We start from the raw sequence: 12,246 nt of genomic DNA, 5'->3' as shown, positions 1-12,246 counted from the left end.
TCCTCAGTCGAGCGGTCCGCCGGCGACGTACAGCACCTGGCCGGAGACGAAGCCGGCCGCCTCGCCCGTGAAGAAGGCGATCGCGTTGGCGATGTCCTCCGGCTCGCCGACGCGCTGCACGGGGATCTGGGTGGCGGCGGCGGCCTTGAACTCCTCGAAGCCCATGCCGACGCGCTCGGCGGTGGCCTTGGTCATCTCGGTGGCGATGAAGCCGGGGGCGACGGCGTTGGCGGTGACGCCGAACTTGCCGAGCTCCTTGGCGAGGGTCTTGGTGAAGCCCTGCAGACCGGCCTTGGCGGCCGAGTAGTTGACCTGGCCGCGGTTGCCGAGCGCGGAGGAGGAGGAGAGGTTGACGATCCGGCCGAAGCCCGCGTCGACCATGTGCTTCTGGCAGGCCCGGGTCATCAGGAAGGCGCCGCGCAGGTGCACGTTCATGACGGTGTCCCAGTCGGAGACGCTCATCTTGAACAGCAGGTTGTCGCGGAGCACGCCCGCGTTGTTGACCAGGATCACCGGCGCGCCGAGCTCCTCGGCGATCCGGGCGACGGCCGCCTCGACCTGCGCCTCGTCCGAGACGTCGCAGCCGACCGCGATCGCCTTGCCGCCGTTCGCGGTGATCTTCTCGACGGTGTCCTTGCAGGCCGCCTCGTCGAGGTCGATCACGGCGACCGCGCGGCCCTCGGCGGCCAGGCGCACGGCGGTGGCGGCGCCGATGCCGCGCGCCCCGCCCGTGACCACGGCGACCCGCTGCTCAGTGGTGGACATTGCTGCTTCTCCTCGCCCTAGGGATGCGGCTCCTGCGGCCCGCCCTGGGATGAGCGACCGCTTAGTACCTTCAGCAGACGTGACGCTAGAGACCCTGGCACCCGGTGTCAACGGCCTGCCGGGCGCGTGTGGTCCATTACCTCACCAGCAGGTCGAGCAGACGCTCCGTCTCGGCCGCCGGGTCGGTGGTGAGCCCGGTGTGCACGGGGCCCGGCTGGACGACCGTGGAGCGGGGCGCGATCAGCCAGCGGAAGCGCCGCCCGGCGTCGTCCTGCGCGGCCTGCCCGGCCGCCGCGCCGCCGGCGCACACGCCCTCGACGGCGCGCAGCGCGGCCCGTACGCCCGCCACGTCCGCGGCCGGGTCGAGGGCCAGCAGCCTCGCCTCGTCGAGGTGGGTGCGCGCGCCGACGTACGCCCGGGCGCGGCAGTACACCAGCACCCCGGCGTTGATGCACTCGCCGCGCTCGACGCGCGGGACGACCCGCAGGAGGGCGTACTCGAACAGGTCCCGGCCGCCGCCCTGGCCGGCCCGGATGATGTGGCGCTCGTTCACTCGGTCCCCCGGATGCGTTCGTGGATGACGGCGGCGCGCGCGAGGAGGGGGCGCGCGTAGGCCCGCCGCAGGTCGTCGGGCGTGTCGAAGCCGGGTTCGCCGGTCAGCCAGGCGTCGGGGATCTCGGCGGTGACCTCGGCCAGCAGGTCCTCGGTGACCAGGGACGCGAGCGTGGCCGCGGCCGCGGCCACGTCCGGCGCGAAGGACTTCAGCGCGTGGTCGCGGGCGTCGTAGGGGCGGGCGGCGGAGGCCTCGGCGCCGGGCCAGTTGTGGTGCCAGATCATGGTCGCCCCGTGGTCGACGAGCCACAGCTCGCCCCGCCACATCAGCAGGTTGGGGTTGCGCCAGGACCGGTCGACGTTGTTCACCAGGGCGTCGAACCAGAGGATCCGTCCGGCCTCCTCGGGGCTCACCCGGAAGGCGAGGGGGTCGAAGCCGAGGGCTCCGGAGAGGAAGTCCATGCCGAGGTTGGTGCCGCCGCTGGATCTGAGCAGCTCCTGCACCTGCTCGTCGGGTTCGCCGAGGCCGAGCACCGGGTCGAGGCCGATCGCCACCAGCCGCGGCACCCGCAGGCCGAGCCGGCGGGCGAGCTCCCCGCAGACGACCTCCGCGACGAGCGTCTTGCGGCCCTGCCCCGCGCCGGTGAACTTCATGACGTACGTGCCGAAGTCGTCGGCCTCGACGAGTCCCGGCAGCGAACCGCCCTCCCGCAGGGGCGTGATGTAGCGGGTCGCGGTGACTTCCTTGAGCATCGCCCCAGGTTACTGGGGCGCCGGCGGGGGCGGCGCCAGGCGGGCGGCGGGGGCGGCGCCCGGCGGGCGGCGGGAGCGCCGGGGGCACGGCAGCGGATCGACGGCCGTGTCTGACGCAGGATTCACCTCGGACGGGCCAGGATGCGGACATCGGGTGAACAGCCGTCGCGCACGGCCCGTGCCTCTCGGCGGATCACGCACGTCGACAGAGCGCGCACACCGCGCGGAAGGGAACGTCAGCATGACCAGCGCATCGCCTCAGCCCGCAGCGGGACCGGCCCGCAGAACCGTCGTGGCGGCCGGAGCGGCGGGCCTCGCCGTCGCGCTGACCGCGTGCGGGGGCTCGGACGACTCCTCCGGCGCCGCCTCCCCGAATCCGTCCGGCGCCGCCCAGGACAGCGGGGGGACGGGCGGCTCCCCGGGCGGCGACGCCGCGGCCGGTGCCGCGCTCGCCTCGACCTCCGAGATCCCCGAGGGCGGCGGGAAGGTCTTCGCCGACCGGAAGGTGGTGGTGACCCAGCCGTCGGCGGGCGAGTTCAAGGCGTTCTCGGCCACCTGCACGCATCGGGGGTGCGCGGTGAGGAGCGTCGCCGACGGGGTCATCAACTGCCCTTGCCACAACAGCAACTTCTCCATCACCGACGGCAGCGTGCGGAGCGGTCCGGCGACCGCGCCGCTGCCGGCCGTGGGGATCACCGTGAGCGGGGACTCCATCCGGCTGGCCTGAGCCGGCCGTTCCCGCGCACGGCGCCGCCCGGTCAGCCGGTCCCGTCCGCCGCCGCGCGCGGGGAGCGGGCCGCCGCCCGGATCGGCGGACGGCGGTCGGCGCCGGCGCGCCGGAGCGGACCGGGTCGCAGGCGCCCTCGCGCGGGGGGCCGGCTCCCTACACGTAGCTGCGCAGCGGTCCCGCCTCCACCGCCGCGGCCACCGCCTGCGCCAGGGGCCCGGTCTCCTCCTCGGCCAGCGTCGAGACGGTGATCCGGATGCCGGGCGGTGCGCTGATCCGGAAGCGGGCGCCCGGGGCCACGGCCCAGCCGGCGTGCAGCAGCCGGGCGACGGCGCCGGTCTCGTCGGGCACGGGGACCCAGACGTTCATGCCGCTGCGTCCGTGCGCCGCGATCCCGTGCCCGGCGAGCGCGCGGATCAGCGCGTCCCGGCGCCGCCCGTAGGCCGCCGCCACCGCGGCCGGGTCCACCGCGCCACCGGTCCGCAGCCGCACCACGGCGCGCTGCAGCAGCCGGCTCACCCAGCCGGGTCCGAGCCGCTGCCGGCCGCGCACCCGGTCGACGGTGACGGCGTCCCCGGTGAGCACGGCGAGCCGCAGGTCGGGGCCGTAGGCCTTGGCGGCCGAGCGGACGAGGGCCCAGTGGGCGGTGGCCCCGGCGAGCGGGTGGAGGGGCACGTCGACGACGCCGTGGCCGTGGTCGTCCTCGATCAGCAGGGTCTCCGGGTGCTCCCGGAGCACCGACCGCAGGGCACGTGCGCGGGGGGCGCTCACCGCGGCGCCCGTCGGGTTCTGCGCCCGGTCCGTGACGATCAGGGCGCGGGCCCCGGCCGCCAGGGCGCGGCGTACCTCCTCGGGGCGGGGGCCGTCGTCGTCGACGCCGACGGGAACGGTGCGCAGGCCGAGCGCCGGCACGAGGTCGAGGGTCCGGCTCCAGCCGGGGTCCTCGACGGCGACGGCGTCGCCGGGCCTGAGGTGGGCCGCGAGGACCCGCTCGACGCCGTCGAGCGCTCCGGACACGACGGCGAGCGGCCCGTCCGGCACCCCGTCGGCGTCCAGTTCGGCCCGGACGAGGCGTGCCAGCGCCGGCTCCACCGGGTCCTGTCCGTACAGCACCGGCGCCCGGTCGCCCTCGGCGGCGGCGTCGGCGAGCACCCGGGCCAGCGGCGGCAGCAGCGCGGGGTCGGGGTCGCCGCTGGACAGGTCGCGCACCCCCTCGGGCACGTCCGCCCGGATGTGGTCCCGGCCGGTCGTGGCCGGTGCGGGCCGCACCCGGCTGCCGCGCCGGCCCGCGGTCTCGATGACTCCGCGCTCCCGCAGCATGCGGTACGCGGCGGCGACGGTGTTGGGGTTCACGCCGAGTCGCGCCGCCAGCTCCCGCATGGGCGGCAGCGGCCGGCCCGGCTCCAGGTCCCCCGCGCCCACCGCGCGCTCGACGCTCGCGCAGATCTCGGCTGCACGCCGCCCACTGATCGGATATTCTCCTAGCACAAACAAAATTATGCACTAGTGCAATGGAGAGCGCCATGCAGGGGACCGAGCCGACACCGTCGCAGCCCGCCGCCTACGCCCCCACCGACCGCACGGTCCCCACCCGCTCCCCGGGCCGGGCCTCGTACGACCGTCAGACGGTGCACGCGATACTCGACGAGGGCTACGTCTGCCACCTCGGTTTCGTCCGCGACGGCGCGCCGGTCGTGCTGCCCACCTTGTACGGCCGGGTCGGCGAGCGGCTCTACGTGCACGGCTCCACGGGCTCGCGCCCGCTGCGGATGACGGGCCGCACCGATCCGGGGCTGCCGGTGTGCCTGACGGTCACGCACGTGGACGCGCTGGTGCTGGCCCGCTCGGCCTTCCACCACTCGGTCAACTACCGGTCCGTGGTGGTGCACGGCGTGGCCCACGACGTGACCGACCCCGAGGAGAAGCGCCGCGCCCTGGACGCGCTGGTCGATCACGTCGTGCCGGGCCGCTCGCGCGACTCCCGGCCGGCCAGCCGGAAGGAGCTGGCGGCCACCGCCGTGATCCGCCTCGACCTGGACGAGGTCTCCGCCAAGCTCCGCACCGGCGGCGTGAACGACGAACCGGAGGACCTGGCCCTCCCCCACTGGGCCGGCCTCCTCCCGCTGCGCAAGGGCTACGACGCCCCGGTCGCCGACCCCGGCCTGGCCCCCGGCACCCCCCTCCCCGACTACCTGGCGGCCAGGTGACCCGCTGATCACACGGGCGCCGGCTGCTCCTGCCGCACCCGTGCGCCCCGTGCCTCGGCCATCGCCAGCCCGCCGACCGAGCCGAGCATCAGCAGGGTGCCGGTCGCGGTGGCCGCCGTGAGGCGCTCACCGAGCAGGGCGATCGCGAGCACGGCCGCGACCACCGGCTCCAACAGCATGATCACGGACACGGTGGCCGACCGCACGACGGCCGCGGCGGCGAAGTAGAGGCCGTACGCGAGGGCGGTCGGGACGGCCGCCAGGTACCCGAAGAGCAGCAGGAGCCGGCCGGGCGCGGCGGTGTGCGGCACCAGTCCCTCGGCCAGGGCGAGGGGCAGCAGGCACAGGCTCGTGACGGCGAACGCCCCCACGGAGGTGCCCGCGGCGTCGGTCCCGCCGCCGCGGCCCCACCACCGGGTGAGCAGCGTCATCGCGCTGTACCCGGCCGCGGACAGCAGCGCGAGCAGCACGCCCGGGAGCCGCACGGTGGCGCCGCCGCCGCCGAGGACGAGCACGGCGAGGCCGGTGAGCGCGCCGGCGACGGCGGCGGTCCCGCCCGGGCCGAGGCGCTCCCCCAGGACCGGCCGCGCGCCGAGCGCGATCAGCACCGGCCCGGCGCCGAGGGTGACGACGGTGGCCACGGCGAGGCCGGTGGACTCCACCGCGGCGAAGTAGGCCGTCTGGAAGACGGCGAGGCCGAGTCCGGTGACGGCGGCCCGCAGCGCCTTGCGGCGGAAGGGCTCGGCCGCGGCGGTCCGGGGGCGCTGACGCAGGGCGCGGACGGCGAGCAGCAGCACGAGCCCGGACGCGCACCGCCAGAACGACAGGGCGACGGGGCCCATGTCACTGGCCCGGTAGACCAGGGAGGCGACGGCCCCCGCGGTGCCCCAGGCGGCACCGGCGACGATCAGACAGAGCAGGCCTCGCCCGACGGGCAGGCCGGAAGCAGCATTCGACACGAGTTGTCTCCGCAGACGCGCACAGGGCGCGGAAGTTCGGGAAGGACCCCGGGGTCACGACGTGGGACGCGGGGTCCGCGGACTTCTTCTGCGGGCAGCACCGTTCGGCCCGGCGAGGCGCCGGGCTCGTCTCCGGAGGGCCCGCCTCAGGCGGCCGGGGGCGGAAGAACGACTGCGTTCGAATGCATGATCAGCACCTTATGCCGTCGCGCCGGGGGCCGACAACTCCCTTTCCGGGTCGTCGGGGCCGCCGCGCGCCACGGGCCGGGCGGAGTCCTTCGCGGGCGCCGACGACTGCGCGACGAACGCGCCCAGCAGGACCACCACACCGCCGGTGATCTGCGGCGCCGACAGGTGCTCGCCGAGCAGCACCCAGGCCAGGACGGCCGCGATCACCGCTTCGAGGCACGCCACGACACCGGCGACCTGCGGCGAGAGCCGGCGCACGGACAGCACGCCGGTGACGTACGCGAGGACCGTGGCGACGAGCACGATCCAGGCCAGCAGCACACCGGCGGCGACGGGAGTGCCGTTCAGGTCGGAGGTGCCCGCGAGGACGGACCAGTCCAGGGTCCAGGGGCGGGCCACGACGGTCAGCGCGGCGGCGCCGACGAGCAGGCCGTGGGCGATGACGCCGAGCGGGTCGGGCGCCTCGTCGCCGGCCTCGGCGCCCTGGTCGGCCAGGACGAAGTAGCCGACCTGGCAGCAGGCGGCGCCGAGCGCGAGCAGCAGGCCGAGGGCGTCGAAGCCGAGTCCCGACCAGACCTCGACGACGCAGGCGAGCCCGCCGACCGCGAGGACCACGCCGACCGCGGCGGCCCGCGTCACCGGCCGCCGCTGCACGAACCGCACCCAGCCGAGGAGGAGCGCGGGCGCCAGGTACTCCACGAGCAGGGCGACCCCGACGGGGATGCGGGAGAGCGCGGCGAAGTAGCAGGCCTGCACTCCGGCCACGGCCAGCAGGCCGAAGCCCGCGAGCAGTCCCGGGCGGCGGCGCGGCAGCGCCCGGTGGCGCACGGCGAGCGGCAGCATCACCAGGGCCGCGCCCGCCACCCGGAGCCACACCACGTGGAGCGGGTCGAGGCCCGCCTCGATCAGCGGCTTGGCCGCGACACCGGACCCTCCGAAGGCGACCGCGGACGCCAGCGCGAGACCGAGCCCGATGCCCCTTCCCCGGCTGCCCTGACTGCTCTGTGAGGTACGCACCGGCACATGATGGCAGGCGGCGACATGAGCGTCACTCCCCTTGGCACCTGTCCCACCGGGCGGACGCGGGACGGATCCGGGAGGTCCAAGGGGTGCGGCGCAAGAGCCCCGCGGGAGTTCCGGGACGCGCCGGGCAATGTTCCGGGCCGCCGGCGGCCGAGGGGCGCCGCGGGCGCGAGGTGCGCCGCAAGCACCGCGGGCCGGGCCCTGCCGTCACCTTCCCGCCGTCCGCCCGGAGGGCGGGCCGCCCGGCGCCGGGCGGGCGCTCGCGGCGTGGCGGGACCCGAGCCCGGTACGGGGCGCACCCGGGTCGGGGCCCGGCGCGGCGGGGGCGGGGGCGCGGCGTCGCGCGGCGGGCGGGAACGCGGCGACCAAGCCCTACTGGTGTTTGTCGCCGTTGCCGTGTCCGTCGGGATGCAGGACCACCTTGATCCAGCCCTCGTCACGGGCGTCGAAGTGCTCGTAGGCGGTGGGGGCCTCGTCCAGGCTCAGCTCGTGGGAGACGACGAAGCCCGGCTTCGCCTTCCCGCCGGCGATCAGATCCCGCAGCGCCCGGTTGTACTTCTTCACCGGCGCCTGCCCTGTCCCCATGTGCTGGCCCTTGAGCCACATCGTCCCGAAGTCGATCGGAACCTTGCCCTGGGCCTCCAGCTCTCCCTGAGCCTCCGTACCGCCGGGGTCCCGGGGCAGGAACACACCCACCACGCCGATGTCGCCGGTGAACCTGACCGAGTCGATCAGTCCGTTGAGCGTGAGGCTGGCGTCCTCGTGTCCCTGGGGGTCGTGTGCCTGGTAGCCGACGCACTCGCATCCGTTGTCGGCACCCAGACCGAGGGTGGCCTCCTTGACGACCTCCGCCGGGTCCTGCTCGGCGGTGTTGATCGGGATGGCCCCGATCTCCTCCGCCTTGCGCAGCCGGTCGGGCCGGTGGTCGGCCGTCCAGACGCGGCCGGCGCCCTTGAGGAGGGCGGAGTAGGTCGCCATCAGCCCGACGGGACCGGCCCCGAAGACGATGGTCTGGTCGCCCGGTTTGACGTGGGCCATCTCGGTGGCGTGATAGCCGGTGGGGAAGATGTCGGCGAGCATCGCGTAGTCGGTCTGCCGCTCGGCGGCGTCCTCGCCCAGGCGCAGCGCGTTGAAGTCGCCGTAGGGCACGCGCAGCAGCTCCGCCTGGCCGCCCTGGTAGGGGCCCATGTCGGCGAATCCGTAAGCGGCTCCGGCGAGGGCCGGTTCGGGCTGCATGGTCAGGCAGTAGTTGGTCAGTCCCCGCTCGCACTGCTTGCAGAAGCCGCAGGCGATGTTGAAGGGCAGAACCACGTACTCGCCGACCTGGACCTTGCGGACGGCCGAGCCGACCTCCACGACCTGGCCCATGTTCTCGTGTCCCAGGGTGCGGCCGGACTCGAACGAGGTGCGGCCCTCGTACATGTGCAGGTCCGAACCGCAGATGTTGGTGGCGGTGATCTTGACGATGATGTCGCAGGGGTGTTCGATCTTCGCGTCCGGCACGTCCTTCACCGTGACCGTTCGCGGTCCTTCGTATACCGCTGCTTTCATGATGACTTCCCTCGGTGTCGCGGCATGACCGCGACACAGCGATGATGAGACGGCGCGAAGAGCCTGGATCCCGGAAGGCGCTACGACGGGGTCCGTGGCTCTGGCACGCCTCCACGGGCCGTTCACCCGGATCAGATGGAACGGGGGTGCTGCCACCGGCCCGCCCGGCGGAGCTTCGGCGCCCGGCGGCGTGCCGTGCGAGTCCCCGTCGACCTCCGGCCCGAAACGACCATTCCCCGATCGATCAGCGGATTTCTCCGCATCCGGACGGCCACCGACCGAAGTCGCATCTCCGATTCAGGTCACCGGCTAGTAGTGCTTCGTTGGGTTCTGCGCTGTCCGTGGCGGCATCGGCGACCACCACCGGCGCCTTCAGCTGCCCTTCGCCGAGCGTGTCGAGCAGGCCGAGCGCCGGACGCCGCTTCTCCTGGTGCGCCACCTCGTCGGGGACTCCTGCCCCGCGGCACCGCTCCGGTGCATCCGTCCACTCACGCGGCAGATACGACTCCCAGTTCAGCGGGCAGGACGCGGTGTCGGTGGCGGCATGGACGCTGACCGCGACCTGGCAGTTCGCCCGTTTCCCGACCGCTCCGCAGTACTGCCGGGCCACCCCACCGCCGCGGTGCCGCATCTGGGGAACGACACGTCGTCGACCACCCAGACCCCGGGCGTGACCGCTTCGGTTGGCCGCTGGGCGATCCGCTGCCTGACGGGAAGCGGGTCCCAGGGCGACTGGTTCACGAACCGCTGCAGGGCCTGCATGTTCCCGTCCGGCAGCCGCTCGGCCATCGGCTGGACCGACTTGCGCCGGCCGTCCAGCATCAGGCCCCGCAGACAACACTCGCCCCACCGCCGCTGATCCCGCCGCGGCACCGAGGCGAACACATCGGCAACGAACTCCGCCCACTCACCCCGGAGCCGTTCCACCTCCCCCAGCCTCATACCGGAGAGGATGCCCACCACCGGCAAAGATCACCCGATGTAACGAAGCACTACTAGGTGCGCCGTTCGAGGCGGCTGTCGATCCGCGCGGTCACCGTCCGCCGGTCGATCCCGGCGCGGGTGAGCACCTCGACGGCCCGCGCCTGCGGGTCCGCGACGATCGCGGCGAGCAGGTCGACGCCGCGGGCCCGGGCGCCGTCCCGCCGTCCGGCGCGGGCGAGGGCGTCCGCCATCGCGGCCGCGGCCAGCGGAGAGAAGCCCGCGGCGTCCGTCGCCACGGGTACGGCGCCGGAGTCCTCGACGCTGCCCTGCCAGCGCAGGCCGTAGCCGATGCTGCGCTGCACGAGGTAGCCGAGCAGCCGGGCGACCCGCGGTCCGTCGTCGAGGACGGCACACACCTCGGGGTCGTGCTCCAGCAGCGAGTGCAGCAGATGTGCCGTGTCGACCTGACGGTCCCCGTCCCGGGTCGCCCGCCGGCGGGCACCGGAGACCACCGATGCCAGTTCGACGCCGAACCGGGCACCGTCGTCGGTACGGCCCGGCAGCCGGTCCGTCCGCTCGCCGTGCGACTGCCGGGAGATGCGGGGGTGCACGTCCTCCACCCCATCAGCCCCGCCGTGATCGAGTCATCCCCGGGGGGAAGCATTTCGGCGTCCCACGGAGAGTGGACGCCGACGGCCGGCGTCTCCTCCTTGAGGAGGAGATCACGCCGTTCCCTCTCAGGGGAGTGCGCTCCCGCGCCGCACGCCCCCGCGGGCGGGCGCGGCACGGGAGCGGCCGCCCGCCGGCGGCCGCCGGGCGGCCGTGTCTCCGGACGCGGGCGGGGCCGCCCGCCCGGCCGGGGCGCGCTCCCCCGCGGCCGCGGGACGGCGGGGTGGTCCGCAGGCGGCGAGGTACCCCGCGAAGCGCCTGCGGCAGGGTGACAAGGGCACCGGCCCCGGGCCGTCAGTCCTCGTCGGCGAGGATCCGGTACAGCTTCTTGCGGGCGTCGTTGATGACCCCGAGCGCCTTCTCGCGCTGCTCCTTGCTGCCGGTCTTCCAGACCTGCCCGAAGGCCTCCATCAGCCCGAAGCCGGCCTGGCGGATCTCGCCGAGGGCTTCCCAGTCGACCCCGCGCGAGGCCTCCTCCCAGGGCGCGTCGGGTCCCTCGCCGGCCGCGGCACGGCCCGCCTCGGTGAGCGAGAACAGCTTCTTGCCGCCCTCGGTCTCGCTGACGATCAGACCCTCGTCCTCCAGCAGCTGGAGGGTGGGGTACACCGAGCCGGGGCTCGGCTTCCACGCGCCGCCGCTGCGCTCGGCGATCTCCTGGATCATCTCGTAGCCGTGCATGGGCCGGTCCTTCAGCAGGGCCAGGATCGACGCGCGCACGTCGCCGCGCCGCGCCCGGCCCCTCGGTCCGCCCCGGCCCCGTCCGCCCCAGGGGCCGGGGCCGAAGCCCGGGCCGAAGCCGGGGCCGCCCGGCCCGAAGGGGCCGAAGGCCGCGCGCCGTCCGTCGAAACCGTCCCGGCCGTGCCCCGAAGAGCCGTCCCGTCCGTGCGCGCGCTCGAAACCGTGGATGCGCATCGCCACCACTCCACTCCATCATCGATCCATCACGATGCTTCGACGATATATCGGAACAGTTCGGCCGGCAACCCCCGTGCCGCACCACCGCTTGACCTGTCTCAGCGAAGGTTGCGCAGGTCTCAACGAAGGTGCTCGGATCCAACTTCGTCTCAGCGAATGTGCCGTATCGACTGTTCGTCTCAGTGAATCTGCCCTGGCGAGGGTTCTGGGTGACGCAGTCTCAGACCCGCACCAGCGCCTTGACCTGCGGATCCTTGTTGGGATGACGGTGGTGACGCACTTTCCCCCGATCTCTCTGCAGACTCAGACGGGGCCTGGCAGCGAGGCGCGTCGCACCCGCTGTCGATTTGTCGTGCCGATTGAGGACCTGGAGGCAGGCACCAGGGTGCCGGATCCGATCATTAGGCTCTCGTTCATGACCAGCGCCCCCGGATTCACCTGCTCGTGCTGCGGCCAGTCGCACGCAGAACTGCCGATGAACTACTCGGCCACGGCCCCCTACTACTGGAACCCAAGCTTCGCCGACACCGACGGCAGCCGGCTCTCCTCCGATCAGTGCGTGATCAAGGCTGAGCACTATTTCGTTAAGGGGCTGGTCGAGATACCGGTCATAGGCAGGAACGACGTCTTCTCATGGGCCGTCTGGGTGTCCCTGAGCAGGGAGAACTTCTCCCGCGCGGCAGACATGTGGGAGACCCCCGGACGCGAGGCCGAGAGTCCGTACTTCGGGTGGTTGTCCACCGAACTTTCGCCGTACTCGCCGAGCACCATCAACCTGAAGACGCACGTCCACATACGTCCCGTCGGTCAGCGCCCCTTCATCGAGCTGGAGCCCACCGACCATCCCCTCGCCGTCGAACAACGCAACGGCATCACGCTGGATCGCGTTCGTGAAATCGCCGAGGCTGTTCTCCACCCCACCAGCGATGACGCCTGATGAAACAGCTTCGCTCGGACTACTGAGGTTGAACTCGTGATGTCGTGCTGGTCAGGCGGGTCTGATGATCAGGCC

12 protein-coding genes and 1 pseudogene are annotated in these 12,246 nt (G+C 73.7%); 3 read left to right on the top strand and 10 right to left on the bottom strand.

The genetic code is table 11. The features are described 5' to 3' along the window. Nucleotides 1–3 precede the first annotated feature (3 nt). The 3 genes from fabG to ABD363_RS28160 form a co-directional block, all read right to left on the bottom strand. Complete coding sequence (gene fabG, locus ABD363_RS28170; RefSeq protein ID WP_344608526.1) at nt 4–765, bottom strand: 3-oxoacyl-ACP reductase FabG; 762 nt, start codon at nt 763–765, stop codon at nt 4–6. Nucleotides 766–901: 136 nt separating this feature from the next. Beyond that, entirely contained in the window at nt 902–1,318 is a 417-nt protein-coding gene (locus tag ABD363_RS28165) for a DUF3037 domain-containing protein (protein ID WP_344608524.1), read from the bottom strand. Further along, the gene (locus ABD363_RS28160) at nt 1,315–2,070 is read right to left on the bottom strand and encodes a HipA family kinase (protein WP_344608522.1); all 756 of its coding nucleotides are present in this window, start codon (nt 2,068–2,070) and stop codon (nt 1,315–1,317) included. Before ABD363_RS28160 ends, ABD363_RS28165 begins: the two co-directional genes overlap by 4 nt. Before the next feature lie 241 nt (nt 2,071–2,311). Between ABD363_RS28160 and ABD363_RS28155 the strand changes: the two genes are divergently transcribed. Continuing rightward, nucleotides 2,312–2,797 (top strand): Rieske (2Fe-2S) protein, encoded by a 486-nt coding sequence (locus ABD363_RS28155; protein WP_344608520.1) that lies wholly within the window; start codon nt 2,312–2,314, stop codon nt 2,795–2,797. 156 nt (nt 2,798–2,953) lie between these two features. Here the strand turns inward: ABD363_RS28155 and ABD363_RS28150 are convergent, their stop codons facing one another. After that, nucleotides 2,954–4,285 carry an aminotransferase class I/II-fold pyridoxal phosphate-dependent enzyme gene (locus ABD363_RS28150; protein WP_344608518.1) on the bottom strand — a complete coding sequence of 444 codons (1,332 nt, stop codon included), beginning with the start codon at nt 4,283–4,285 and terminating at the stop codon, nt 2,954–2,956. Between the two features lie 35 nt (nt 4,286–4,320). On the opposite strand from ABD363_RS28150, the gene ABD363_RS28145 reads away from it, so the two are divergent. Continuing rightward, nucleotides 4,321–5,004, top strand: a complete 684-nt coding sequence (locus ABD363_RS28145) for a pyridoxamine 5'-phosphate oxidase family protein (RefSeq protein WP_344608516.1) — start codon at nt 4,321–4,323, stop codon at nt 5,002–5,004. 8 nt (nt 5,005–5,012) lie between these two features. On the opposite strand, the gene ABD363_RS28140 is transcribed toward ABD363_RS28145, so the two are convergent. From ABD363_RS28140 to ABD363_RS28115, 6 genes and pseudogenes are all read right to left on the bottom strand, one after another. Next, nucleotides 5,013–5,963 carry a DMT family transporter gene (locus ABD363_RS28140; RefSeq protein WP_344608514.1) on the bottom strand — a complete coding sequence of 317 codons (951 nt, stop codon included), beginning with the start codon at nt 5,961–5,963 and terminating at the stop codon, nt 5,013–5,015. Between the two features lie 198 nt (nt 5,964–6,161). Then, nucleotides 6,162–7,175 (bottom strand): EamA family transporter, encoded by a 1,014-nt coding sequence (locus tag ABD363_RS28135; protein WP_344608512.1) that lies wholly within the window; start codon nt 7,173–7,175, stop codon nt 6,162–6,164. 372 nt (nt 7,176–7,547) lie between these two features. Then, nucleotides 7,548–8,726: a glutathione-independent formaldehyde dehydrogenase gene (locus ABD363_RS28130; RefSeq protein WP_344608510.1), complete on the bottom strand. Its 1,179-nt coding sequence runs from the start codon at nt 8,724–8,726 to the stop codon at nt 7,548–7,550. A gap of 346 nt (nt 8,727–9,072) precedes the next feature. Further along, a pseudogene (locus tag ABD363_RS28125) lies at nt 9,073–9,668 on the bottom strand (IS701 family transposase); the annotation flags it as partial. A 53-nt stretch (nt 9,669–9,721) separates the two neighbouring features. Further along, nucleotides 9,722–10,261, bottom strand: a complete 540-nt coding sequence (locus tag ABD363_RS28120; protein WP_344608508.1) for a Clp protease N-terminal domain-containing protein — start codon at nt 10,259–10,261, stop codon at nt 9,722–9,724. 352 nt (nt 10,262–10,613) lie between these two features. Then, nucleotides 10,614–11,231, bottom strand: coding sequence for a PadR family transcriptional regulator (locus ABD363_RS28115; protein ID WP_344608586.1), 618 nt, complete (start codon nt 11,229–11,231; stop codon nt 10,614–10,616). Nucleotides 11,232–11,709: 478 nt separating this feature from the next. Between ABD363_RS28115 and ABD363_RS28110 the strand changes: the two genes are divergently transcribed. Further along, nucleotides 11,710–12,171 carry a DUF2199 domain-containing protein gene (locus ABD363_RS28110; protein WP_344608584.1) on the top strand — a complete coding sequence of 154 codons (462 nt, stop codon included), beginning with the start codon at nt 11,710–11,712 and terminating at the stop codon, nt 12,169–12,171. Nucleotides 12,172–12,246 lie beyond the last annotated feature (75 nt).

The organism is Streptomyces glaucus (assembly GCF_039533365.1).
Lineage (GTDB): Bacteria > Actinomycetota > Actinomycetes > Streptomycetales > Streptomycetaceae > Streptomyces > Streptomyces glaucus.
The sequence above is the reverse complement of the archived record's forward strand: the minus strand, read 5'-3'. Positions and strand labels throughout refer to the sequence as shown.

Coding starts and splice junctions, on each gene's coding strand:
- fabG (WP_344608526.1), bottom strand. CDS start 765: ATGTCCACCACTGAGCAGCGGGTCGCCGTGGTCACGGGCGGGGCGCGC.
- ABD363_RS28130 (WP_344608510.1), bottom strand. CDS start 8,726: ATGAAAGCAGCGGTATACGAAGGACCGCGAACGGTCACGGTGAAGGAC.
- ABD363_RS28145 (WP_344608516.1), top strand. CDS start 4,321: ATGCAGGGGACCGAGCCGACACCGTCGCAGCCCGCCGCCTACGCCCCC.
- ABD363_RS28110 (WP_344608584.1), top strand. CDS start 11,710: ATGAACTACTCGGCCACGGCCCCCTACTACTGGAACCCAAGCTTCGCC.
- ABD363_RS28115 (WP_344608586.1), bottom strand. CDS start 11,231: ATGCGCATCCACGGTTTCGAGCGCGCGCACGGACGGGACGGCTCTTCG.
- ABD363_RS28160 (WP_344608522.1), bottom strand. CDS start 2,070: ATGCTCAAGGAAGTCACCGCGACCCGCTACATCACGCCCCTGCGGGAG.
- ABD363_RS28155 (WP_344608520.1), top strand. CDS start 2,312: ATGACCAGCGCATCGCCTCAGCCCGCAGCGGGACCGGCCCGCAGAACC.